General features: G+C 29.4%; 22 protein-coding genes. 17 read left to right on the forward strand and 5 right to left on the reverse strand.

The window, feature by feature from the left end; translation table 11 throughout:
• Window positions 1-149 precede the first annotated feature (149 nt).
• Window positions 150-1043, reverse strand: a complete 894-nt coding sequence (locus tag ACSIGE_RS14255; protein WP_440880545.1) for a Brp/Blh family beta-carotene 15,15'-dioxygenase — start codon at window positions 1041-1043, stop codon at window positions 150-152.
• Window positions 1044-1132: 89 nt separating this feature from the next.
• Here ACSIGE_RS14255 and ACSIGE_RS14260 point away from each other — a divergent pair, with 89 nt between their 5' ends.
• Window positions 1133-1852, forward strand: a complete 720-nt coding sequence (locus ACSIGE_RS14260; RefSeq protein ID WP_440880546.1) for a bacteriorhodopsin-like — start codon at window positions 1133-1135, stop codon at window positions 1850-1852.
• A gap of 79 nt (window positions 1853-1931) precedes the next feature.
• Here ACSIGE_RS14260 and ACSIGE_RS14265 read toward each other — a convergent pair whose 3' ends face one another.
• Both ACSIGE_RS14265 and ACSIGE_RS14270 read right to left on the reverse strand, forming a co-directional pair.
• A complete protein-coding gene (locus ACSIGE_RS14265) occupies window positions 1932-3359 on the reverse strand; it encodes an L-serine ammonia-lyase (protein WP_440880547.1) in 1428 nt (475 codons plus the stop codon).
• 88 nt (window positions 3360-3447) lie between these two features.
• Window positions 3448-3789, reverse strand: a complete 342-nt coding sequence (locus ACSIGE_RS14270) for a DUF2853 family protein (protein WP_440880548.1) — start codon at window positions 3787-3789, stop codon at window positions 3448-3450.
• A gap of 619 nt (window positions 3790-4408) precedes the next feature.
• Between ACSIGE_RS14270 and ACSIGE_RS14275 the strand changes: the two genes are divergently transcribed.
• From ACSIGE_RS14275 to ACSIGE_RS14340, 14 genes are all read left to right on the forward strand, one after another.
• A complete protein-coding gene (locus ACSIGE_RS14275; protein ID WP_440880549.1) occupies window positions 4409-5779 on the forward strand; it encodes a tetratricopeptide repeat protein in 1371 nt (456 codons plus the stop codon).
• 463 nt (window positions 5780-6242) lie between these two features.
• Window positions 6243-6641: a VOC family protein gene (locus ACSIGE_RS14280; RefSeq protein WP_440880550.1), complete on the forward strand. Its 399-nt coding sequence runs from the start codon at window positions 6243-6245 to the stop codon at window positions 6639-6641.
• A 547-nt stretch (window positions 6642-7188) separates the two neighbouring features.
• Window positions 7189-7674, forward strand: a complete 486-nt coding sequence (locus ACSIGE_RS14285; protein ID WP_440880551.1) for a cupin domain-containing protein — start codon at window positions 7189-7191, stop codon at window positions 7672-7674.
• 627 nt (window positions 7675-8301) lie between these two features.
• Window positions 8302-9057, forward strand: a complete 756-nt coding sequence (locus ACSIGE_RS14290) for a hypothetical protein (RefSeq protein WP_440880552.1) — start codon at window positions 8302-8304, stop codon at window positions 9055-9057.
• Window positions 9058-9131: 74 nt separating this feature from the next.
• Window positions 9132-9665, forward strand: coding sequence for a GNAT family N-acetyltransferase (locus ACSIGE_RS14295; protein ID WP_440880553.1), 534 nt, complete (start codon window positions 9132-9134; stop codon window positions 9663-9665).
• Window positions 9666-9877: 212 nt separating this feature from the next.
• Window positions 9878-10744 (forward strand): alpha/beta hydrolase family protein, encoded by an 867-nt coding sequence (locus tag ACSIGE_RS14300; protein WP_440880554.1) that lies wholly within the window; start codon window positions 9878-9880, stop codon window positions 10742-10744.
• Between the two features lie 100 nt (window positions 10745-10844).
• Window positions 10845-11855, forward strand: a complete 1011-nt coding sequence (locus ACSIGE_RS14305) for an FAD:protein FMN transferase (RefSeq protein WP_440880555.1) — start codon at window positions 10845-10847, stop codon at window positions 11853-11855.
• 421 nt (window positions 11856-12276) lie between these two features.
• A complete protein-coding gene (locus ACSIGE_RS14310; RefSeq protein WP_440880556.1) occupies window positions 12277-12612 on the forward strand; it encodes a DUF2834 domain-containing protein in 336 nt (111 codons plus the stop codon).
• 363 nt (window positions 12613-12975) lie between these two features.
• Window positions 12976-14196: a DNA cytosine methyltransferase gene (locus ACSIGE_RS14315; RefSeq protein ID WP_440880557.1), complete on the forward strand. Its 1221-nt coding sequence runs from the start codon at window positions 12976-12978 to the stop codon at window positions 14194-14196.
• The gene (locus tag ACSIGE_RS14320) at window positions 14193-15323 is read left to right on the forward strand and encodes a restriction endonuclease (RefSeq protein ID WP_440880558.1); all 1131 of its coding nucleotides are present in this window, start codon (window positions 14193-14195) and stop codon (window positions 15321-15323) included. The genes ACSIGE_RS14315 and ACSIGE_RS14320 overlap by 4 nt, the downstream gene beginning before the upstream one ends.
• 431 nt (window positions 15324-15754) lie before the next feature.
• Entirely contained in the window at window positions 15755-16741 is a 987-nt protein-coding gene (pfkA, locus tag ACSIGE_RS14325) for a 6-phosphofructokinase (RefSeq protein WP_440880559.1), read from the forward strand.
• A gap of 12 nt (window positions 16742-16753) precedes the next feature.
• Window positions 16754-17788 (forward strand): type I glyceraldehyde-3-phosphate dehydrogenase, encoded by a 1035-nt coding sequence (gene gap / locus ACSIGE_RS14330; RefSeq protein ID WP_440880560.1) that lies wholly within the window; start codon window positions 16754-16756, stop codon window positions 17786-17788.
• Window positions 17789-17954: 166 nt separating this feature from the next.
• Complete coding sequence (gene gap / locus ACSIGE_RS14335) at window positions 17955-18947, forward strand: type I glyceraldehyde-3-phosphate dehydrogenase (RefSeq protein WP_440880561.1); 993 nt, start codon at window positions 17955-17957, stop codon at window positions 18945-18947.
• 47 nt (window positions 18948-18994) lie between these two features.
• Complete coding sequence (locus tag ACSIGE_RS14340) at window positions 18995-19357, forward strand: methylglyoxal synthase (RefSeq protein ID WP_440882223.1); 363 nt, start codon at window positions 18995-18997, stop codon at window positions 19355-19357.
• A 108-nt stretch (window positions 19358-19465) separates the two neighbouring features.
• Here ACSIGE_RS14340 and ACSIGE_RS14345 read toward each other — a convergent pair whose 3' ends face one another.
• Window positions 19466-19846, reverse strand: a complete 381-nt coding sequence (locus ACSIGE_RS14345; protein ID WP_440880562.1) for a Rid family detoxifying hydrolase — start codon at window positions 19844-19846, stop codon at window positions 19466-19468.
• A gap of 128 nt (window positions 19847-19974) precedes the next feature.
• Window positions 19975-22596 carry a putative LPS assembly protein LptD gene (locus ACSIGE_RS14350; protein WP_440880563.1) on the reverse strand — a complete coding sequence of 874 codons (2622 nt, stop codon included), beginning with the start codon at window positions 22594-22596 and terminating at the stop codon, window positions 19975-19977.
• Between the two features lie 162 nt (window positions 22597-22758).
• On the opposite strand from ACSIGE_RS14350, the gene ACSIGE_RS14355 reads away from it, so the two are divergent.
• A complete protein-coding gene (locus ACSIGE_RS14355) occupies window positions 22759-23970 on the forward strand; it encodes an N-acetylmuramoyl-L-alanine amidase family protein (protein WP_440880564.1) in 1212 nt (403 codons plus the stop codon).
• 65 nt (window positions 23971-24035) lie between these two features.
• Window positions 24036-24986 carry an MlaD family protein gene (locus ACSIGE_RS14360; RefSeq protein WP_440880565.1) on the forward strand — a complete coding sequence of 317 codons (951 nt, stop codon included), beginning with the start codon at window positions 24036-24038 and terminating at the stop codon, window positions 24984-24986.
• Window positions 24987-25026 lie beyond the last annotated feature (40 nt).

Below are 25026 nucleotides of genomic sequence, written 5' to 3' on the forward strand. Positions count from 1 at the left end.
TCTTTTAAATAAATTTGCTTTAATAGGTAATTGAAAATCTAAAAAATGGCTCATACCTGTTACGATGTTAATATCCATAATTTTAAAACCTTGTATTTAAATAAATAATCATTTAATTAAAAATGTAATTATAACTAGCTTATGAGAATCTACGATTTCCTACTTCTATTTTTGAAGTAGGAGTTCATTATATTTATTATGAAAATATGAGGTATTGATATAATAAAAAGAATCGCAAAAATAAAGCTATTGAATAAAATGCTTTCTTTTAAATAGATAAAAGAAAGTGTTACAAGAAAGAGGCTAATTAGCCATAACAAAGAAGATTTTTTGAGGTAGAGTATTACTAATGATTTTGATTTTTTTTTATACAAAAATTCTATTTGATCAAAAATAGAAGGGATGCTATGCCAAATTATAAAATAAATACTAAAACTAACAATAAGAGAGGTAGCTTTAAACAAAATATAAAAAAAAGTGAAATTGAGTATTTCTTCCAATAAAGTTTTATAATCGTTATAAAGAAACCAATTATAAATTAGTATCATCGCATAGCAAAGACCTGAAAGTATTGAGAGAACTGTTATAAAATTAGAACTAACTATAATTGAGAAAAGAGATTCTGATATTGTAGTTACTTCATTTTTTTGATTTAAAAATAAAATTGAAAACAAAAATATTCCATGTAGTATTTGAAGCATGTTTTTTATGTATTTTCCTTCGAAATTTTTGTGGTTGAAATGTTGCTCACCAAAATGATAAGAGCTCAAAAAAATAAATACATAAAATGTAATTTTTTTTAAAAAAATAAAAAAAAGAATTGCTATAATTATAATACTAACGTAGCTTTTTATTCCATTTTTTTTTAAATCACTTTCTTTTTCAAATGAGTCTATTATTTGTAGATCATTACTGCCATGAATTATCCCTAAGGTAAGTATAAAAAAGTAACAAAAAAAATTGATTATTTGTTCTGGAACTAGTGTCATAAACCAAAATAAAAATAAACTAACAAAGATTTTAAAGTGTTGGTTTTGTGTCATTTTTGCTTCTTTTTTTATTAGTGAAATTAATAATTTTTTGTTAAATTAGTTTAGAGTTATTTATTTATTGTTAAACAAAAATATTATTTATGAATACTATACCAAACTTTTTAGCCATTGGTAAAATGGCAACAAACGATTATGTCGGTTTTACATTTTTTGTCGGATGCATGGCAATGATGGCAGCTTCTGTATTTTTCTTCTTTTCAATGAATACTTTTGATAAAAAATGGAGAACTTCTATTTTAGTTTCGGGATTAATTACTTTTATAGCAGCAGTTCATTACTGGTATATGAGAGATTATTGGAGTACGTATGGAGAGTCTCCAACATTTTTTAGATACGTTGATTGGATTTTAACTGTTCCTTTAATGTGTGTCGAATTTTATTTAATACTTAAGGCAGCAGGGGCTAAAAAATCATTGATGTGGCGAATGATTTCTTTATCAATCGTGATGCTTGTTACTGGATATATTGGAGAAGCCGTTAACAGAGATAATGCTCAGATATGGGGATTAATTTCTGGAATAGCTTATTTTGCAATAGCTTATGATATTTGGTTTGGAAATGCTAAAAAGTTAGCATTAACTGCTGGAGATTCTATTTTGACCGCTCATAAAGCTTTATGTTGGTTCGTTTTGGTAGGTTGGGCAATTTATCCACTTGGTTATATGGCGGGTACGCCAGGTTGGTACGATGGATTAAACGGTTTAAGTATGGATGTTATATATAATGTTGGTGATGCCATAAATAAAATAGGCTTTGGGTTGGTTATTTATAATTTAGCTGTTCAGAAGCAAAGTGAATAAAATTAATACGCATGGGATAAACTTATCCCATGCGCAATCTATAAAAAATAGTGGCTATTAATGGTTTTTAAACGGATATCTAACAATCTGCTAACCCTACGGTTACTGCTAGCCCCCCTTCAGAGGTTTCCTTATAATTTCTATTCATGTCTTTTGCTGTTTCCCACATAGTGTCAATAACCTTATCTAATGGAACTAAAGATGATTTTGGGTCTGTTTCAAGTGCTAATTCAGCAGCATTTATTGCTTTAATAGCTCCCATAGCATTTCGTTCAATGCATGGAACTTGGACAAGTCCGCCTATAGGATCACACGTTAATCCTAAGTGATGTTCCATTGCTATTTCAGCAGCTACCAAACATTGCGAAGGAGTACCACCTAATAATTCTGTTAAAGCACCAGCTGCCATTGCTGATGAAACACCAATTTCAGCTTGACATCCTCCCATTGCAGCAGAGATTGTGGCATTTTTTTTAAATATACTTCCAATTTCTCCAGCGACTAGCAAAAACTTTTTAATTTCCTCAAAACTTGCATTGTGATTTTCAATTACAAGGTAGTACATCAACACTGAAGGAATAACACCAGCACTCCCATTAGTTGGGGCTGTGACTACACGTCCTAAAGATGCATTAACTTCATTAACAGCTAAGGCAAAGCAACTTACCCACTTTAAAATTTCTCTAAATTTTACTTCGGTACCTCTAATAGCCTTTATCCACTCTTCTTGATTACTATATATAGATGATTTAATGAGTTTTTTGTGCGTTTCAAAGGCGCGACGTTTGACATTCAGTCCTCCAGGAAGTGTGCCTTCAGTATGACAGCCAATATACATACATTCTAGCATGGTATTCCAAATTTTTTTTAGTTCTGCATCAATTTCTTTTTCAGGTTTTAAAACTAATTCATTCGCTAAAACTATTTCGGATATGTTTTTTTTATTATTGTAGCAATAGCTTTCTAATTCACTTGCTCTATTTATTGGAAAAGGAAAGTTCTTTTTATTAATTAAGTTGCATTCTGAAATATCCGTGCTTTCTTGAATAACAAAGCCCCCTCCAATAGAATAAAAGGTTTCGTTTGAAACGATGGTATTAATTTTAGAGATTGCTGTAAATGTTATTCCATTTGAATGAAAAGGAAGGAACTCTTTATTGAATATTATTTGATCAAAAGAAAAGTTTATAATATTTTCATTGTTAAAATTAAGCTTATTAGTATTTCTTATATCGGCAATAATACGTTTAATGTCTACAATAGGTATGTATTCAGGATCAGTACCACATAAACCTAAAACAACTGCTATGTCGGTGGCATGTCCTTTTCCAGTTAAAGATAAAGATCCGTAAAGGTCAACTTTAATGCTTTTAACACTTTTAATTTGGTTACTTAATTTTAACTTGCTTATCCATTGTTGAGCAGCTCTCCATGGTCCTAGAGTATGAGAGCTGGAGGGTCCCACTCCGATTTTTAGCATGTCAAAAACACTAATAAATTGAGACATAAAAATATGGTTGTTTGTTGATGGCTAAAATAAAAAAATCCTGTATTAATTTTTAATACAGGATTTAATTTTTATTTACTAAAATGTTTTAAAAACCATAAATTGATTGCTTATCAAATTTTTCAGCTAACATGTAATAAACTACGGCTCTATACTTATTTCTTTCAGATTTTCCAATTTTTTCAATAACCTCAGCGATGGCTTCATCTAACTGTGGCCCATCTGATAGTCCCAACTTCTTAATTAAAAAGTTTTTCTTTACTGTTTCAAGCTCTTTTTTATCTGATCCGGATACCGTTTCAGCATCTTTTTTATAAATAGATGGTCCTAGACCTTTAGTTACTGCGTTCAATAAATCAGAATTGACAGAGATACTTTTATTATCCATAAACTTTTTGTACAATTCTACTTTTTCGTCAAACTTACTCATGATTTTTTGTTTAGATATTATATTTATTCATTTGAATATTAATTCTCTCAAATATAGAAAAATAATTGAATCATTCAAATTTCATCTATGAAGCTTCTTCTTTAAAAAACAGACTTTTTCTAATATATTTTAACCAAAAAAAGGAGTGAATACATAAAACTTTAAAACAAGTTAATAGAAAGAAAAATAATATTAAAAAAAATGAATGTTATTAAAAAAATAACTTAACTACACTAAATTAAATAATTTCTATATGAGTAAGTTATACTTGTTTATGTAAATAAAATTCCTTATATTAAGGTGTGTAACTTAAGTTTTTATTGGATAAGTAATAAAAATAACATTTAAGTTTCAATTAAAGCGATATGCGAATATTTGCAAAGGAGCATAAATTGATTTTATCCTTTCATTTTGATAAGGAACCAGAAATCATTAAAAAACCAATGATATTTTTTTCTGAGGCATTTAATTGAATCAGGGCTTAAAAAAAATAATTCTATGTGTAAGTAAGAGAGCAGGTTATTAAAATTGTTAATTACTTTGTTAACAATAAATGTGAAGAAAGGTAGGAAGCTAGCTATGTTGTTGTAATTTTAGATGTTTATCAAAGGAAAAGAATATGCCAGTATCGAAATTTGAATCAATGCTAAAGACAAACGATATTTATTTTTTTGATGCCACAGAGTTCGAAGAAATTATAGAACATTATTTAAATGTAGGAAAGCATTCGTTAGCAAAAAAAGCTGTTAAATTGGGGTTAGAACAGCATCCGACGTCAATACAGTTGAAATTAATGCATATCGAATTGTTGATATTTGATGAAAAGCTTTCACTCGCAACTAAATTACTAGCAGATGTTGAAGCAGTAGAGCCTTATAATGATGAGGTTTTTATTCAAAGAGCAACAATTTTATCTAAGAACCGAAAGCATAAAGAAGCGATATCAATTTTGAAAACATCTCTTGAGTTTGTAAAAGACCCGGAGGATATATGGTCAATGATAGGTATGGAATATTTATACTTAGATGATTATGAAAATGCGCTTTCAAATTTCAAAAAATGTATAGATGCAGATATAGAAGATTATTCGTCTCTTTATAATATTGTGTATTGCTATGATATGCAACAGAACAACAATGGAGCAATTAGATATCTAAATAGATATCTTGAAAAGAACCCTTTTAGTGAAGTAGCATGGCATCAAATAGGTCGTCAGTATTTTGAAATTGGGATGTTTGATGAAGCACTGCAATCTTTTGATTTTGCTGTTATTATAGATGATGCATTTATAGGAGGTTACTTAGAAAAGGCTAAAACACTTGAAAAACTTAAAAGATATCAAGAGGCAATTGATAATTATTTAATTACATTGGAGCTTGATGATCCTACTGCTTATGCCTATATTAGAATAGGAGAATGTTATCAAAAACTTGATAATTTATCTACTGCAATACATTTTTACAAAAAGTCTGTTCATGAAGATCCTCTTTTGGATAGAGGGTGGATGGCACTTGCTGCGGCTTACTACACAAATAAAAATTATCCTAAGTCACTTTATTACATCAATAAAGCAATAAGTATTGATGAATATAATTCGTTGTTTTGGAGAAAATATGGAGACATCAATTTAAAACTTAACTTTTTTGAAGAAGCAGTAAAAGCTTTTTATAAATGTATTGAATTGGAGGATAATGCGATTGAGATTTATGTTGCGCTATCAGATGTATTGTTGTTTCTTGGTGAATATGATGAAGCTCTCACTGTAATGGTAAAGGCAAAAAAGGTATATAAAGAGTTTGCAGAGATAGAATATAGATTATGTGGATTATTTATGGTTTTAGGAAAGGAAGATTATAGTTTAACTCATTTAAAAAATGCTTTAAGTTTAGATTATGAATACCATTTCATATTAAAAGATCTTTTTCCAAGTGAATTTTACCATAAAAAGATACAGGAAATAATTTTACAGTTTAAAAAGGTTATAAAATAAATCAACATAGTACCAAGCTATTTCTTCAATATTCTTTCTCTACATAATAGTAAATATTTGTTGTTAAGTGTTTGGTTTATACAGGTGTTTTTTTGGGGGGGTATCAGAGGTGTTAATTTTTGTTTTTTCGATATTTTCAAATTCATTAGGCAAGTTATCAAAAAAAGTAAATTTATAAATATTTCTTCAATTAATTATGTACGCTAAATTACTCCAAAAATTGAGGAGTTGATTTTGTATACCATTGATTAACAAAAAGAGAGTAACTCTCAGAAAAAGGAGATTGAACAATTGAAAAAGCAAAATTTTAGGATTAAGGATTTAGAAATTTTAGTTCAGAAATTATTAAAGAATAAAAACTAAGCGTAATGACTTATAACAGCGCATAAAACCCATTGAATGTGGTTTATACAAACCGTTATCGTTTTACGTAATGTGAATAAATAAGTACAAATACTGAATTTTGAAAGCGATAATAGGACATATAATATTAAACGTAAAAGATTTTAATGATTCTGAATTGTTCTATGACAAACTCATGATGGAATTGGGATTTAAAATTGATCATATTGACCAAGGTGATTTTGGTAAAATGAAATCATACAAACAAGCCCAGCATAATCTTTGGATAAGATTTGATAATCATAAAGCGAGTGAACCATTTGTTCGAGATGTGGGGCTCGACCACTTGGCCTTTGAGTTAAAAACTGATAATGAAGTCGATAAAGTTTATGAACTTATTAAAAAGCTGAATGTAACTATATCTCGTGAACCAAGAAAATATCCAGAATATACAGGCTCTTATTATGCTTTTTATTTTAGAGATCCAAATGGAATTCCTTTGGAGGTCTATAAACAATGAAATAATTGAATTTAATAAGTAATATTAGAAAAGCACTGTTCACAACAACACCAAAACTGACTTAAAACAATTTTGTGCGAAATTTTTAAAGCACACGCGCTAAAAAGTACCTTTTACGGTGTTTTTTATGCCTAAATTTTGTAAAACTGGCGATCAAAAATCTAAAATTTTTATTGCTAGATGTAAATGTTTGTAAATATTTATGTTACATGAAAATATCATTACAAAGCTCATAAACTCTACAAATAAATCCTTTTTTGATTTGAGTTTTTATTTGTTTATTAATAGATTCGTCTTTTTAAAAAGAAATATAACAGTTGTATATAAATGCTAGTTTGATACAATTCCTGTTTTTCGGAAAAGGAAATAATTTCTTCAAGCTAATTTTTAAGTAGCTGTAACAAAAAATTAAGACTAAAAATCAAAGATATTAACAGTTGGTCTTTAAAATGATATAAAAATATTAGTCAGAATTATGCATATTACACTTCGTATTCAAAAAATTTCAATACTTATACTCTTGAGTATATTTAGTTATAGTTGCAAAATGAATAATAAAAAATCCCTCCCAAGAAATAATGAAAATTCTAACAACCTAATACATGTAAAATCTGAGCAAGGTGAAGAATGGAATGTTTTGGGAGTAAAGATTGTTGGAAAAATTTTAAGTAGTCAAACAAATGATGAGTACTCAGTTATTATTTCCGAAACACCGCCTAATCAAGGCCCCCCTCTCCATGTTCATAAAAATGAAGACGAACTTTTTTATATTTTGAAAGGTAATTACGTGTTTAATTGTGGTAGTGAAAAAATTGAAGCAAAGGAAGGTGATTTTATTAAATTGCCGAGAGGCATACCCCATACTTTTGTAAATATGGATAGCGTTGTAGGTATTACTATGAATACTATTACTCCGGGTGGATTTGAAAATTTTTTTAATGAAATCTCAAAAGAATCAAAAGAGAATAAACTGACAAAAAATAAAATTGATTCCATAGCAAATAAATATGGAGTTTCCTTTGTGAAACGTTAACTGTATCTAACAAAGTATAAAAAAATAAGAGTTAAGTTCTAAATCCAACAAGTAAGTACGTTTTAGCCTATACTATTCTTATACAAAACGCCAAAAACACACGTGTCGAAAAGCACCTTTTAGGATGTTTTTTTATGCCTAGATTTTAGTGAAACTGGTGATCAAAAATTGAAAATTTTTATTGTTAGATTTAAATATTTGTAAACGTTTATATTTGCAACTGAAATATATAATTGTGTATATCCGCTAGTTCTACTTCAATAAAAATAGAAAGTGAAACGAATAATATTATCAGTTTTAATTCTTGTAAGCTAACAAACTTTATATGCCTGTAAATGTGTATCTAATTCACTGAAAATAGAAATAGAAAATTCTTCTGAAATATTTAAAGGTACAGTATTGGAGTTTAAAGAAGTAAATGACGGATACATTTATAAATTCAAAGTTGAAAAAGTATGGAAAGGTAATAAAGAGGAAATCAAAAATATTAAAATGTGATTTGGAGGAGGAGATTTTAGATAGTATTCGTTGAAACCAAAAACAGATAATTTTTATTTACATTTGGTAAAAAATCGCAACAAACCATACCCAAAACGTTACAAACAATTTGAAAGCAAAATTAATAATATGAAAAAGCATTTTTTAATAAGCACATTTTTATTCTTAATACTAGGATGTTCATCGATTGAAGATTCGATTGAGCCTTCTACAGAAAAAAAATACTATGTAAAAAAAAATACAACAGAAATAGGGGGTGATATTCAGGTGTTTGAGTACAGGTTTGATTTAAATTTTAGACCAATTGAATTTTTTAAAAATAACTCTAGTTACTTTAAAATAATATATTCAAATGCAAGAGTAGATAAAATAATAAGTAGCTATGATAATAGTTATTTTAGTATTTTTGAGTATGAGAATAATAAACTTACAAATATAAAGTCTTACGAGAATAATTCTCATTTTAAAAATACTTCTTATACCTACGATCAATATAATAGAGTAAAAAAAATAGAAGAATGTAATATTTCTTCAGATCTATGTGAAAAGTATGAATTTGAATATAATTTATTGGGAAATATAACTAAATGGAAATCTCTTTCTGGTAATTCAAATAACTACGAGATTAATTGGGAATTGAATAATCTTTCGTTTGATGTAATGAAACATCCATTTCTAAATTTTGATGACGATTTTAAATTGTATTTATTAATAAATAATAATTCCGTGAATATTAATAATGTAATTAAAAATAAAAGAGCTGAAGAAACGAATAAATATATTTACGAATATAATGAAGATGGCTATCCAATAAAAGTTCAGAGATATAATGTAGATAATACTCTCATATCTACTGATTTTATAGAGTATGAAATTCAAGAATGAACCTGTTTATAACACCACCCAAACTGCATTAAAACGCAGCTTATTTAAACCGTCATCACACATTAAAAAACTAAATGGAGAATTACACATTTAAATCTGAAAGATTAGGATTTAGAAATTGGACAGAGCAAGATAAATTTAAAATGGGACTAATTAACTCTGCCCCAAAAGTAATGGAGCATTTCCCAACTATTCCAACACAAAAACAGACTGATGAATTCATTGACCGAATGAAAAGTCAATTTTCTGAAAATGGATTCTGTTATTTTGCGGTTGACAAACTTGAAAATAATGAATTTATAGGCTTTATTGGAATTGCCAAACAGACATTTGAATCTGATTTCACCCCTTGCGTAGATATTGGTTGGAGATTAGCTGAAGCAGAGTGGGGAAAAGGTTTTGCTACAGAAGGCGCAAAGAAATGTCTTGAATATGCATTTGATGAATTAGGACTGAAAAACATTAAATCAATCTGTCCTAAGGTAAATGACAAGTCGGAAAAAGTTATGAAAAAAATAGGAATGAAAAAGATTAAAAATTTTAATCATCCTCTACTTTCTGAATTCACGAAATTAGAAGAGTGTGTATTATATGAAATTAAAAAATAACGTATGGTAATAAAGTATATAGTTAATTGCGACTCCTTGTCAAACTAAAGGTAAGTGATTTTTTATAAAGTTAGTGTTTAGCTGAAAAAAATGTACATTTAAAGACGCAACTAACCATACACAAAACGTTGTAGGCAATACGACAGGATTATGAAGAAAATTATATAATGAAATTAACAAATCGACTCTTATTATTAATCCTAATTGTAACTATGAACAGTTGCAATAAATCAGTCAAACAAAAAAAAATAACATCTACTCAAGAAAAAATTCAATCGATTGATTCTATAAAAACAGAAAATGTAACTTTTGAAAGTGAAGGGGTTAAATTGGCGGGTACAATTTATACTCCTAATCATCCACATTCAGCAGTCGTCATTGTTCACGGTTCTGACCAAGTACCTCGAATGACAAAGTTTGCCGAATTTTTAGCCAAGAACGATATTTTAGTATTTACTTATGATAAACGTGGGGTTGGAGAATCTGGTGGAGTTTATGCAGGACCAGAGGTAGGAACGAATAATATTAGTGTTGAAAATATAATTCTATTAGCAAAAGATGCAAGTTCCGCTGTTAATTTAATTCATAGTAAAGAAAAAGATTTACCCATTGGACTTATTGGTGCGAGTCAAGCAGGTTGGATAATTCCCATTGTAGCAAATGAAAATCCATTAGTAGAATTTATGGTTTTAATGAGTAGCCCTACAATAACTACTCTTGAACAATTGAGATTTCAATTCTATACAAATGGGAGAACCGATTTTTGGGATAATCATACAGAAAAAGAAGCACGTAAACATATTAAAAACGACCCCGATAGATTTCAATTTGAGGCTACTGATCCAAAAGAAGTTTTAAGAAAATTATCAATTCCGGGTCTTTGGGTATTTGGAGAAAAAGATATTCAAATTCCTGTAAAAATGTGTATTGAGCATCTCAACGATTTAAAATTAGTGAACAAACCATTTGAGTATGTTTTATTTCCATCATTAGGACATAATACTAATAAGACAGAACCAATAAAAATTTCTGTTAATTGGATAAAACAAAAATCATTGGAAATTAAGAATAACAAATAGAAATAGAACTACTGCTTACAACACCACCTAAACTGCATTAAAATTCAGCTTAGCTAAAACGTTACCAGATATTTGATAAACACATTTAAACACAAAAAAAATGAAACATTTAAGCTTATTCTTGTTGACTCTTTTGCTATTGGGATGTGCAAATAAAAAGGAAAAATTAATAACGCTGAACGGACTTGCTTTTGGAACTACATACAAAATTGAGTATTATAATTTTAACACAGACAATAACATTAAAAAGGGAATTGATTCTGTTGTTATTGCAATTAATAAATCTTTAAGCACTTACCTGCCTGAAAGTGATATATCCAAAATAAACAAAGGAAATACAGCTATAAAGACGGACATCCTTTTTCAGGATGTTTTTATGCTTTCAAAAGAAATACACCTAAAATCCAAAGGTTATTTTGACCCAACTGTTGGAGTTTTAAGAAATGCTTATGGATTTGGAGATACAAAACCGATAAAGTCTATTTCTAAATTTAAACTGGATTCTATGATGAATTATGTTGGGTTCGATAAAGTAGAACTTTTAAAAACTGGCCAAGTCATTAAAGAGAAAAAGAATATCTATCTTGACTTTAATTCGATTGCAAAAGGTTACGCTATAGATAAAATGGCAGAATATATTCAAAGTAATTCGATTGACAATTTTAGAATAGAAGTTGGTGGAGAAATAAAAACTATCGGCAAAAATTTGGCTTATGATATGAATTGGACTATTGGTATTGAAAGAATCGATTCCAAAGTGGATAATAGAAAATCAAGAGCAAGAATAGAATTGATTAACAAATCAATAGCTGGCTCTGGAAATTTCAGAAAAAATAGAGTTGACCCTATTACAAATAAAAAATATGTTCATACAATTAACCCATTAAATGGAAATGCGGAACAAGGGAATGTTTTGAGTTCATATGTAATTGCTAACACTTGTGCAGAGGCAGATGGTTATGCAACTGCATTTATGGCTATGGGAATTGAAAAATCAAAAAAACTTCTTTCCGAATTAAAAGAAATAGATGCTTATTTAGTTTATTCGGACTCTTTAGGGGAAACAAGAGTCTATATTACAAAAGGTTTTAAAAAATTAATTATAAAATAAAAATGAGTAGAAGTAATGTGTTTAAGTTGTTGTTATTGAGTTATTTAACATGGAGTTAAGAAGTGTTTGAAAATTTGGCTTGTGACTCAACCAAAAAATAATCACTAACTTGTAGGCAACAAGCTTTGCACAAAATCGTTGTGCGCCATATAAAACCAAACCGAAATAACAGCGCTGAAAGCAATGAATAGTTGATTTTTGAAACTAAAAATAACTACTCTAAATTGAAATAAAGCTGAAATATTTTATACTTATTTATAAACATAATATGTGTTTTAAAATCGACTCCTAAATCGAAAACTCCAGAAAAATGAGTTTGTAGCGAAAAGGTCTTCTAAATCTTTACCTTTACTCCTACTGTATGTTTTAAGGTAAAAGATGAGAAGAAAATATTTCAAATTATTTATTAAAAAATTAAATTATGTACAATAAAATCTTTTATAGTTTATTAGCTATTTTTTCCGTGTTCTATACGGGATTGTTTTTATGGCTTTTTGTTCCAGCACAAATTTCAAATCCAGATATGATTTTTGCTCTAACATCTGGTTTTGTGAATCCATACTCTTCCGTTTATTCGGCTGACCTATTAGTCTGTTGGGCTATTTTGGCGCTTTGGATTTGGTACGAAGCAAAAGTCCACTCTATAAAACGTGGATGGCTATGTATCCTTTTAGGTTTTGCTCCTGGAGTGGCTGTTGGTTTGAGTGTTTACCTGATTATGCGAAACAGACAGCTTAAAGTTTTGAGAAAGGTTTAAAAACAAACGTACCGAAAAGCACCTTTATTTAGGTGTTTTTTTATGTTCAAGATTTAACAAACGAATTATAAACAGAAGATTTTCCGACACCTTAAAAACGGAAAAAGTTTTTTGACATAATTGTGCTAAGTGAAATAAACGTATAGTAATTTGCAAACAATTGTATTCGGATAAAAAGTGTCCTTAATTTATTTAAGTTGTTGGTTTTAAGGTTTTTTTTAAGTGGTTTAAATCAATGTTATATTGGTTGTGAATATACACAATTGTGTATATCCGTTAGTTACCTACAAAGCAGTAAAAATTCTATCCACAAACTGATTTAGAAATAAAATGATATTTTTGTAAATATAAATAACTTGACCTTTGATAAAAACAAAAAATAGTGTGAGTATTGAAGAATTTGATGGTAAAAACTATCAAATAAAATTTGTTGAGCCAGAAGATAAAGCTGTTATAACTCATTATTTGCGCAATGTTCACAATGGAATTTCTAAACATTACAAAGATGATGCTCTAAAAATTCTGAAAAATTTCGTAAAATACAAACAAGGTGAAAATTATTCAATTGCAGAAGAAGAAGTTTTACAACAATTACTTTTTGAGGTAGAAAATGTTCCATTTCCTACACCCGAAAATTATTCTTTTAAGTTTATTGACCTATTTGCAGGGATTGGCGGTTTTAGAATGGCTCTACAAAACACTGGTGGAAAATGTGTTTATACAAGCGAATGGGAAAAAGCTGCTAAAATAACTTACAGAGAAAATTATGGAGAAATTCCGTTTGGAGATATAACAAAAGAAAGTACAAAAAATTATATTCCTAACGAGTTTGATATTTTATGCGCGGGCTTTCCTTGTCAAGCATTTTCAATTGCCGGAAAAAGAAAAGGTTTTGCGGACACAAGAGGAACTTTATTTTTTGATGTAGAAAAAATTATAGAGAAACACAAACCAAAAGTTGTTTTCCTTGAAAATGTAAAAAACTTAGTTTCACACGATAAAGGAAATACATTTAAAACAATTATTGAAGTTTTAGAAGAAAAATTAAAGTATAAAACTTATAGCTCTGTTTTAAATTCTATGACTCACGCAAATATACCTCAAAATAGAGAACGAATTTTTATTGTTGCTTTTGATCCAAATCAAGTTAAAAATCATTCTAATTTTAAGTTTCCTAAAAAAATAGAATTAACTAAAAACATTCACGATATTTTAGAAAAAGGAAAGCAAGAAGAAAAATATTACTATCCTAAAAATCACAAATACTATCCTGAATTAGAAAAAACAATGACTTCAAAAGACACTGTTTATCAGTGGAGAAGAGTTTATGTTAGAGAAAATAAAAGTAACGTTTGTCCTACTCTAACTGCAAATATGGGAACTGGCGGACATAATGTTCCTTTAATAAAAGACAATTATGGAATTAGAAAGTTAACACCAAGAGAATGTTTTTCTTTTCAAGGTTACCCAAAAAATTATATTTTACCAAACCTTGCGAACAGCAAACTATATATGCAGGCAGGAAATTCTGTAACTACAACTTTAATAGAACGAATTGCGAATGAGATAATGTCAGTTTTATGAAATCATTCGCAGAAATTGACATTGAAAGCAATGGTGACTATTTAAATTTACTTTCAGCGGTTTCTAAATTATCAGGACTTTTTAGTGATAGTGCAATTCCATTGATTAATTATAGAGTTGCTGAAAACATATTTTGTAGAAGTTTTCAAGCCAATAATCTATCTCGTTCAGATACTGCATTTGATGCAGATTATAATTCTATTGGAATTGGTTTAAAGACGTTTATTTCAAAAAATGACAGCAGTACTGAAAAAGTTGCAGAATTTAATAGTCTTTCACGAGATTTAAAAAATTATAAAGGCAAAGAACTTGCTTTAAAATTGGGAGAATATAGAAATGAACGGATTAATTTAGCAAATAGAGTTTATAACATTGATTCTTCTCTTTATCATATTGTTGCAAGACGAAAAAAAGAATTATTACTTTTTGAAACCGATTATAATCAAATTGATATTACAAATATACATTCCGTAAAAAGTAATAAAGCAAGTTTACAATTTGAAGATGGGTATAATTTTTATTCTTTTAATTACTCAAAAAATACTTTATTTAGAAAGTTTATAATACCTCAAAATGTTTTTCGTTTACCAGTCGACATAATCGATGACCCCTATAGTTTACTTCTTGATTTGTTTTCAAGTAACGATTTTAAATCAGCAACAGATAAATTGATAAAAGGAAATAACTATATAGTTTTACCTCTTTATGGAATTAAACAAAAAGAGAGATTTGTTTATGAAAAAAGCGGATTAAATCAATGGAATGCAGGAGGTAGAAAAAGAGATTTTGGCGAAATATATATTCCAATTCCGATAAATATTCATAAATATTATCCTAATTTTTTCCCAGAAAGAGATACTAATTTTAGTTTGCAAATTCCTACAGGAGAAATATTTGAAGCAAAAGTTTGTCAAGAAAACTCTAAAGCATTAATGACAAATCCAAATAAAGCATTATCTGATTGGCTTTTAAGAAAGATTTTACAATTAAAAGAGGGAGAATTAGCAACAATTGAAAAACTAGACAAATTAGGTTTTGATAGTGTGATTATAACTAAAAACGACAAATCTGAGTTTAAAATTGATATAATGAAAACCAATTCTTTTGACAGATTTTGGGAGAAATAAAAAAAGCAAATTAGGTAACAAAATATATTAATTATATATAGGTGTCACAATAGGTGTCAAATTTTATTAATTGAATTACAAGAAATCAATAAATAACCCCTAATAAAATGGATGTAATGTTGGTTTTTAGCGTTTTATTGTAAGGAGTTACTTAATTGTATAAAATCGTAAGAAAATACCTTTGCTATACATAAGATAAAGGATATTTTATTTGTATTTGAAATGTTACGAGAATATTTAATTAACACTCAAAACTGTTATTATGATGCATAATCTATACTAGATTTTGATAAAAAGTGAATTTAATTAATTTTATTGAACTAAGATTTATATGGCTGTTTTATAGGTCTCAATGAGGGGGATAATCGAAAACGATTTCGTTTTTTTAAATAAGACGAAACGAAAAAACAGTTAATTTTGATAAACAAATTATGAGAGAAAAATTAAAAAGAATAGCAGTAATGACATCGGGAGGTGATTCTCCTGGTATGAATGCCGCAATAAGGTCTGTGGTAAGAACGTGTGCTTATTATAAAATAGAATGTATTGGCATATATCGAGGCTATCAAGGGATGATTGAGGGAGATTTCATTAATATGACAGCTAGAAGTGTAAATCATATAATACACAAAGGAGGAACGATATTAAAGTCTGCTCGATCAAAAGAATTTATGACCAAAAAAGGAAGACAAAAAGCCTATAAGAACTTAATAAAACATGATATTAATGCTTTGGTTGTAATTGGAGGAGATGGTACTTTTACAGGAGGAGTTGTTTTTAATAAAGAATTTAAATTTCCTGTTGTTGGTATTCCAGGTACAATTGATAATGATATTTATGGTACTTCTCATACGTTAGGTTATGATACAGCTTTAAATACAGCAATGGAAGCAATAGATAAAATTCGAGACACGGCCTCTTCACATAATAGGTTGTTTATTGTAGAGGTAATGGGAAGAGATGCAGGATTTATTGCTTTAAATGCTGGGGTTGGAGCAGGAGCGGAAGAAATTTTAATTCCAGAAGAAAATTTAGGATTAGATCGAATGTTGGAATCACTTAAAAAGAGTAAAAGCTCAGGTAAATCCTCAAGTATTGTTGTTGTAGCGGAGGGAGACAAGTCAGGTAAAACTGTTTTTGAATTAGCAGATTATGTAGAAGAAAACCTCCCAGAGTACGAGGTGCGAGTTTCGGTTTTAGGGCATATGCAACGTGGAGGTTCACCGTCTTGTTTTGATAGGGTATTAGCAAGTCGTTTAGGTGTTAAAGCTGTTGAATTACTCATTGATGGTAAAACAAATATAATGGTTGGGTTGAAAGACAATCAGGTGGTATCAACAAGTTTAGAAAAAGCAATTAAAGGTATACAGGAAATTAATATGGAACTTTTGAGAGTTTCAGACATAATGACCACATAAAAAAGATATATTATGATAAAAATAGGAATAAATGGATTTGGAAGAATAGGTAGATTGGCTTTTAGATCTGCCATAAAGCGTTCAAATGTTCAAATAATAGCTATTAATGATTTACTAGACGATGTAAATTATTTAGCTTATATGTTAAAATATGACTCAGTACATGGTGAATTTGATGGAGTTGTTGAGGTTGTTGATAATAAACTTTTTGTTAATGGAAAAGAAATTAGAGTCACAGCAGAACGTAATCCAGAAAAATTGAAATGGAATGATGTAGGTGTGGAATACGTTTTAGAATGTACAGGTTTTTTTAAAACTATTGAAAAGGCACAATTACATATCACTGGTGGAGCTAAAAAAGTAATTATTTCTGCTCCATCACCAGATGCACCAATGTTCGTAATGGGGGTGAATAATCATAAGTTAAAAGATAGTGATGTTATTTTTTCTAATGCATCCTGTACCACAAATTGCTTATCACCAATAGCAAAAGTCCTCAACGATAAATTTGGTATTGAAGAAGGGTTAATGACTACAGTGCATGCGACTACAGCAACACAAAAAACTGTCGATGGGCCTTCCTTAAAGGATTGGAGAGGAGGAAGAGCTTCCTTACATAACATAATACCATCTTCCACAGGGGCTGCAAAAGCAGTAGGTAAAGTAATACCTGAATTGGACGGAAAACTTACAGGAATGGCTTTTAGAGTTCCTACTATGGATGTTTCAGTAGTAGACTTAACTGTTAGATTAAAAAATAAAGCGTCTTACGAGGATATAAAACTAGCGATGAAAGAAGCTTCACAAGGAGAAATGAATGGAGTTTTAGGTTACACAGAGGAACTCGTTGTTTCTCAAGACTTCGTTGGTGATACCCGCACTTCCATTTTTGATGCCAATGCAGGAATTGCACTATCTGAGAATTTTATTAAGGTTGTTTCATGGTATGATAACGAAGTGGGGTATGCAACTAAACTAGTAGACTTAGCAGAGTACTCGGCATCATTATCAAATGTAGAAAAAATAGAATTTTCTTCTTCATTATAAACGAATATTATAAATCTGTTCAAAACTTTTAGGAATTCTATTGTAACCAGTTTTTTTGTACTAATATGGCTTATATTTGTACTCCTTAGTAGGTAAGGTTTAATAATTTTTAAATCTTGTTTACCGGATTATTTGAAAGTTTTAATATGATAAATTAAAAAGGGACATGATAAAAGTAGGGATCAATGGTTTTGGTAGAATCGGAAGAATTGCTTTTCGTTCTGCTGTGATGAGAGAAAATATCCAAATTGTAGCAATAAATGATTTACTTGATGTAGATTATTTAGCTTACTTGTTGAAGTATGATTCAGTACACGGTCGATTTCCTGGCACAATAAGCGTGAAAGAAGGAAATTTAGTTGTAAACGGACAAGAAATTCGAGTTACTGCTGAAAAAAAACCTGAAAATTTAAGGTGGAATGAAGTTAATGTTGATTATGTGATCGAATCTACAGGCTTTTTTACTGATAAAGACAAGGCAGCACTTCACATTAAAGCAGGAGCTAAAAAAGTTATTATTTCAGCACCATCCAAGGATGCGAATATGTATGTAATGGGTGTCAATCATCAAAAATTGACAGCCGATGAAATAGTTTTTTCAAACGCATCTTGTACTACAAACTGTTTGGCACCTGTAACCAAAATAATTAATGATGAATTTGGTTTCAAGGAAGGGCTTATGACCACTGTTCATGCGGCTACATCTACTCAGAATGTAGTTGATGGACCGAATAAAAAATGGAGAAGAGGTCGTACAGTAGTAAATAATATTATACCAACAAGTACAGGAGCAGCAAAAGCTGTTACGAAAGTTATACCTGAGTTAAAAGGAAAATTAACAGGTATGGCTGTTAGAGTACCTGTTCCAGATGTGTCTTTAATTGACTTAACTTTTAGAACAGAAAAGAAAACATCTTTAAAAGAAATATTAGCTGCTTTTAAAAGAGCTTCTATTGGAGATTATAAAGGAATAATAGGATACACGACTGACGAAGTCGTTTCTCAGGATTTCGTCTCTGAACCTAGGACATCAGTAATTGATGCAGACGCTTCTTTAGAGCTAAATGATAATTTTTTTAAAGTAATTTCTTGGTATGACAATGAATTCGGTTACGCAACTAAAATAGTCGATTTGTTGTTATATTCGGCAAGTTTATAAACTAAAACATTAATTTTCCCGTTTTAATGCGGGATTTTTTATATTACATGGAAATTGCAATAATAGCACATAATGGTAAAAAAGAAGAGATGTTAAAATTTTTAGATGAAAATAGAAGCATTTTACTTAATAAAAAAGTTGATTTAATAGCTACGGGAACAACAGGTGCAATAGCTGAAAAATCTGGTTTTAATGTCAGGAAATTTTTATCAGGTCCTTATGGAGGCGATGCGCAAATTGCAGGTAGGGTAGCAGAAGGAATATGCCAAATGGTACTTTTTTTTAGAGATCCCCATGAAAAACACCCTCACGAACCAGATATTTCAATGCTTATGCGCTTATGTGATGTTCACAATGTTCCATTGGCTACAAACCCATCAACAGCAAAATTGTTAGTTAGAGCAATTTGACTTTCATTATGAATATATATATAAAATATTAAGAACTAAAAGTTCCTAATATTTTATTACAAAATAAACGTAAAAATTTATGATTTTAGTTTGCTATTGAAAATATAATTATTTAATAGCAATCATGCTAATCTCTACATTTACAAATTTAGGTAAATTAGCTACTTCTACAGTTTCTCTAGCTGGAGCAGTATTATCACTAAAATACTCTCCGTATACTAAGTTTATTTTTGAAAAATTATTCATATCAGAAATAAAAATTGATGTTTTTACAACATCTTCAAAAGTCATACCTGCTGCAGCTAAAACTTCTCTCATATTTTCCATAACTTGTTTAGTTTCTTCTTCAATTGATGATAAAACTAATTCACCAGACGTAGGATCAATAGCTATTTGACCAGAGGTATATAGGGTATTACCTTTCAATATAGCTTGATTATAGGGACCTATTGGCTCTGGGGCTTTTGTTGTTGTTATAATTTCTTTCATAAGATTGAATCATTTATTAATAAGTTATCAATATTAGATTGTAATAATAATTAAAATTATTTAATTACTGATTTTGATATGTTTTAATTAAGAAAGTCAGAATTAAATATTATAAAATGATTTTTGGTTTAGAATAAAACTCTATCTGGTGGTTTATTTTTATCCCATTTTAAATCACTCATAACCGATGATTTTACCCCAATGAAAAAATAATAAGCCGTATTTCTACCAAATGGTGTCCAATTAAAGTTAAATCTCCAGCTATCAAGGTCTCTAGAAAAACCTAACCTTGTAAAAGTAAAGGCATCATTTTTTATATCGTATCCAGAAGAGAAATCGACTTTCCATTTGGGAGATAATTCAAGGTTACCACTAAACATCAAAGAATTATTTCCAATACCGCTAGTTATTCCATTACTGGAATAGTTCATAGCATAAACTAGGTTTAAACTCCAAGGAATTTTTGAATTATATAATTTTGAAACTTTTGTTTTAGAAATATTGTTGCTATTAGTTCTCGTTTCGTTTACAAAAGCATTGCTGTTAGGTAAGTTTTGACCAAAAACATCAGGTGTATTTTGGGCTCCGTTACCATTGTTTTTTGAGTCGTCTTTTTCATCTTTTTCGAAATCTTGACTGGATATGGAGTAATTAGCTGTAACACCAACATTGGTTACACGGAAAATAGATGCGTTAAATTTGTTAATTCTAGTTCCTCTGTCATTTACTTGGTAGGGATCGAGTGTTGCATTTAAGTTTAAGGCTAATTTATCTTTGAACAACCTTGTACCCGCATTTGCACTAACAGGACTCCATTTTAAGCTATCTGCGGCAATATTATAACTTGTACTAAAGTTTAGGTTATTTAAAATGGTTACTTTTTTTAATTCTTCTTCACTATCTGGATCTTTTGGAGCAACCTTAGCTTCAATAACATTATTGATGGAAATTCCTATGGAATTGGAAATACCACTACTTGGTGCTCCATAGATACCGCCTTCAAAAGGAGTGTAGGTAAGTATATCATTAGGGTCACTACTGTTTTGGACTGTTAGTTCGTGTGCCTCTGCAAAATTGGGACGGTAACTATAAGAAATTGAAGGTCTAATAGTATGTCTAATGGCTTTTAATCGTCCTTTTTTAAAATTAAACGTTCCATAGATATTAGTTGACAGTGATGCTCCAAAATTATAATCATGAAACCTTGTAAATCCATTAATTGTATCATTTACTACAGCACCTTGATTTCCTTGACTATTTATTACATTAGAATCATATCTCTTATGAATACTTTTAAAATACCAAACATCTTTATAACTAACTGAAGGAGATATAGTGAAATATTTAAGAGCTTTTAAATTGGTATTAGTACTTAAGTTGTGTTGAATACCAGATTTGGCTTCTCTAAACATTTTTTTACTCAGGAATTCTTCATCTGTTGTGGTGATACTATATTGGCTGCTCATACTATAGTTTAACCCCATTTTTTGAATAGGATTATTTTTGATTCCTCCTTTACCTGTAAATGGATAAATCCTATCCATATTTACTTGCAGTGATGGAAAAGTCATCGAAATGCTGTTGTTATTTGTATTTTGCTGATGTGTAGCTGTCACATTCATATTAAAGGGTGTTCCTACAAAGTTTTTGTAATACGAAATAGATGAGCTTAATGTATTTGTTAGCCTTTGAGAATTATTAAATTCATTCAAAGATTGACTATAGTATTGACTACTTCCTAAATTAACAGAGGCTGAAAATCGGGAGTTTGGACTTGCTTTTGAATCTTGACTATGACTCCATTGAATATTAAAGTTTGATGATTTGTTGTAATTACTTAAACCTCTTATTCCTTGAATAATATTCTCAAATCTTACACTAAAATTACCACTAAATTTGTAACGCACGTAGTAATTCGAATCAGTTCGTAATCCCCAGCTCCCATTTGTGTAAATATCACCTAGAGCAGTCAGGTCAAAATAATCATTTATAGCGAAATAATATCCTCCATTTTGTAGAAAAAACCCTTGACTATTACTATCTCCCCAAGTAGGAATTATAAAGCCAGAACTTCTTTTATCTGTGAGGGGAAAATAAGCAAAAGGTAAGTATAAAGGGGTTGGAACATCTGCAAGTACTAAATGACTTCCTCCCACAATAATTTTTTTACCAGGGACAAGTTTTGCTTTGTTAGTAGCTATATAATAATCAGGAATTTCTTTCTGAGATGTAGTGAAACGTAATTTACGCATATAAATTGTAGAATCATTAACTCGCTTTGTTTTGGTTCCGTAAGTAATTATTTCATCTTGAATTGTTTTTACCCCATAAATTAAGGCTTTTTTAGTTTTAAAATTAAAAATAATAGAGTCCTGTTCACTTTCTTGTTCTCCTTGCTTAAACTGAGGAATCTGATGATATCCTAGGCTATCTTTAATTCCCTTGGCATAAACAGTATTGTTTTTGTAATCTAAAATTATTATTCCAGCTTTTAAATCTATATCAGTATATGTGACTCTTGCCTCATTGTACAGTGTAATAGTTTTGTTTTTTGCGTTTTGGATAGTGTAGTCTTTAGCATCATGTGTAATGATCCCGTCAATAACTTCTTTGGGTTTTGTAATGGAATCATTTGAAATAGAATCATTTGAATTAAGTAGCTTTTTTTCTAACTTTTTTTTATTTAAAGTATCATTTCGTTTATCTAATGAAGTTGCCTTTTTTAGCTGTAAAGTATCTTTAATACTCAAATTTTGAGAGTAACAAAGATGAATACTAAAGAAACTTAAAAATAAAACTATGTTAGTTAGATTTGTTCGCAATACTATAAATACTATTTTTGTGTTAAATTAAATTTTGGTCTTTTATTTGATTATCCAAATTCGAACGCCAAAATTACTTAAAAATAATTGATGAGAATCTTAAAATGTGGTAAATATATTATCAAAAAGTTAACTTTTACACTTTTTTTGATATTTACCTTTTCTTTGGGAATAAAAACAATAAGCGCGCAAAAAAAATTTACTATTGTTCTGGATGCAGGTCATGGTGGTAAAGATTATGGGGCGTCAAGAGGTGGTTATGTAGAAAAAAAAATTGCATTAAGTTTAGCTCTGAAAACAGGAGAAATTCTAAAAAAAGAAAAAGATTTAGATGTAATTTTTACTAGAAAAAAAGACGTTTTTATAGAACTCCACAATAGAGCAAGAATAGCAAATGAGAAAAATGCAGATTTATTTGTTTCGATTCATTGTAATGCAAATAAATCAAGTAAACCCCATGGAGCAGAAACCTATGTTTTAGGATTACGAGGCAATAAGGAAAATTTTGAAATTGTAAAGAAAGAAAATGAAGTAATCTTGTTGGAAGATGATTACAAGAAGAATTATGACTACGATCCAAATTCCCCAGAAACAGTTATAGCACTTTCTGTTTTGCAGGAAGAAAACTTAGATTTGAGTTTGGCTTTTGGTGGTTTCGTACAATCGAATTTTAGAGGTATCAAAAGATTTGATAGAAAAGTAAAACAAGCAAATTTTTTGGTTTTGAGAGAAACAGTAATGCCAAGTGTTTTAATTGAATTAGGTTTTATATCCAACAAAATTGAAGGTAAATTTTTGAATTCTAGAACAGGTCAGTATAAAATGGCAAAGGCGATAGCAAGTGCTATTGAAAAATATGTTAAAAGGATCAGAATAAATTCAGTAAAAGAATTGCCAAATATTTCAGTAAATACAAAAGAAACTACAAAAGAAATAATTCGTAATGACACTATTAAAAAAGAAATTTTGAACCATCCGCCAAAGAAAATAAAAGTAGAAAATCAAAATGAGGATACAAAATTAGAAACGATATCGATCAAAAACAAGATATATTTTAGCGTACAGATAGCTGCATCTAAAACTAAGTTGGGGGGTAAGGGTTTGAAATTTAAAGGGTTGAGTGGTGTTAGGACACTTTTTATCGATGGTTACTATAAATATTACTATGGTGAAACTGCTAGTTTTCAAGAGGTTAAAACATTTCAGTCAAATGTAAGAAAGTTAGGGTATAATGGAGCTTTTGTTGTAGCATTCAAGGGAAATAAAAAAATAACCTTAAAAGAGGCTCTCAATTCTTTGTAATTTAGATTAAATCTACATGATAACTACTAAAATAATTACTATTTTCGCTATAAGAATCAATTTGCATGTCTAAAGAATTAAAAACAGGAATAGTTTCAGTAATTATAATCGCTCTATTTATATGGGGGTATAATTTTCTTAAAGGTCAAAATATATTCAATCCTGGATCAAGATATTTTTATGTAGAGTTTGATAACATAAGTGGTTTAAATGAAGCTAGTATCGTTACTATTAATGGTCTGAAAGTAGGTAAAATTTCAAAAATAACGATTAATAACAGTCAAGAAAAAAGAGGTCAACTAATTGTTCGATTTACCATTGAAAATAAATTTAGGTTTGGTAAAAACAGTACTGCAAAAATATATTCAGCTGGTCTAATGGGAGGACAAAATTTATCAATAATACCGGATTATTCAGGAGAAGAGGCTGTCTCAGGAGACTATTTGCAGGGTAAAGTTGAAAAAGACCTTCTGTCTTCATTGAATGATAAATTAACACCAAAGATCGCACATACAATGGAAGGGGTTGATTCTTTGGTTACAGGATTCAACCAAATACTAGATATGAAGTCAAGAGAGAGTTTAAATAGATCTATTCTGAATTTTGAGAAAATTACACTCGATACAAAAAATAGTTTAACATTATTAAACTCAGTGATAAAAAATAGTAAGGAAAATATTGAATCATCAGCTAAGAATGCAAAAAAAATAACAGAAAATTTTTCAAAAATTTCTGAGAATCTAGCGAATTCTAATTTAAGTAAAACAGTTAAAAAACTAGAAACAACTCTAACAAATGTTAATGTTGTTTTAACAGATTTAAAACAAGGAAAGGGGACATTGGGTAAGCTGATGAAGGACGAAACAATGTATATGAATTTAACACATGCGTCAAAAGAACTGGAAGAGCTTTTGAGAGAAATAAAATTAAACCCAAAGCGATTTGTACACTTTTCATTGTTTGGAAAAAAAACTGAGCCATATACAAACAATAGTAAAGGTATAAAAACAAACTAATAGTTTAGTATAAACCAAAACTATGTATAAATTAACAAAA

This window comes from Tenacibaculum profundi, from assembly GCF_052050075.1.
In the GTDB taxonomy this organism is placed as follows: Bacteria; Bacteroidota; Bacteroidia; order Flavobacteriales; family Flavobacteriaceae; genus Polaribacter.

Coding starts and splice junctions, on each gene's coding strand:
- ACSIGE_RS14255 (WP_440880545.1), bottom strand. CDS start 1,043: ATGACACAAAACCAACACTTTAAAATCTTTGTTAGTTTATTTTTATTT.
- ACSIGE_RS14260 (WP_440880546.1), top strand. CDS start 1,133: ATGAATACTATACCAAACTTTTTAGCCATTGGTAAAATGGCAACAAAC.
- ACSIGE_RS14265 (WP_440880547.1), bottom strand. CDS start 3,359: ATGTCTCAATTTATTAGTGTTTTTGACATGCTAAAAATCGGAGTGGGA.
- ACSIGE_RS14270 (WP_440880548.1), bottom strand. CDS start 3,789: ATGAGTAAGTTTGACGAAAAAGTAGAATTGTACAAAAAGTTTATGGAT.
- ACSIGE_RS14275 (WP_440880549.1), top strand. CDS start 4,409: ATGCCAGTATCGAAATTTGAATCAATGCTAAAGACAAACGATATTTAT.
- ACSIGE_RS14285 (WP_440880551.1), top strand. CDS start 7,189: ATGAATAATAAAAAATCCCTCCCAAGAAATAATGAAAATTCTAACAAC.
- ACSIGE_RS14290 (WP_440880552.1), top strand. CDS start 8,302: ATGAAAAAGCATTTTTTAATAAGCACATTTTTATTCTTAATACTAGGA.
- ACSIGE_RS14295 (WP_440880553.1), top strand. CDS start 9,132: ATGGAGAATTACACATTTAAATCTGAAAGATTAGGATTTAGAAATTGG.
- ACSIGE_RS14300 (WP_440880554.1), top strand. CDS start 9,878: ATGAACAGTTGCAATAAATCAGTCAAACAAAAAAAAATAACATCTACT.
- ACSIGE_RS14305 (WP_440880555.1), top strand. CDS start 10,845: ATGAAACATTTAAGCTTATTCTTGTTGACTCTTTTGCTATTGGGATGT.
- ACSIGE_RS14310 (WP_440880556.1), top strand. CDS start 12,277: ATGTACAATAAAATCTTTTATAGTTTATTAGCTATTTTTTCCGTGTTC.
- ACSIGE_RS14320 (WP_440880558.1), top strand. CDS start 14,193: ATGAAATCATTCGCAGAAATTGACATTGAAAGCAATGGTGACTATTTA.
- pfkA (WP_440880559.1), top strand. CDS start 15,755: ATGAGAGAAAAATTAAAAAGAATAGCAGTAATGACATCGGGAGGTGAT.
- gap (WP_440880560.1), top strand. CDS start 16,754: ATGATAAAAATAGGAATAAATGGATTTGGAAGAATAGGTAGATTGGCT.
- gap (WP_440880561.1), top strand. CDS start 17,955: ATGATAAAAGTAGGGATCAATGGTTTTGGTAGAATCGGAAGAATTGCT.
- ACSIGE_RS14340 (WP_440882223.1), top strand. CDS start 18,995: ATGGAAATTGCAATAATAGCACATAATGGTAAAAAAGAAGAGATGTTA.
- ACSIGE_RS14345 (WP_440880562.1), bottom strand. CDS start 19,846: ATGAAAGAAATTATAACAACAACAAAAGCCCCAGAGCCAATAGGTCCC.
- ACSIGE_RS14355 (WP_440880564.1), top strand. CDS start 22,759: ATGAGAATCTTAAAATGTGGTAAATATATTATCAAAAAGTTAACTTTT.
- ACSIGE_RS14360 (WP_440880565.1), top strand. CDS start 24,036: ATGTCTAAAGAATTAAAAACAGGAATAGTTTCAGTAATTATAATCGCT.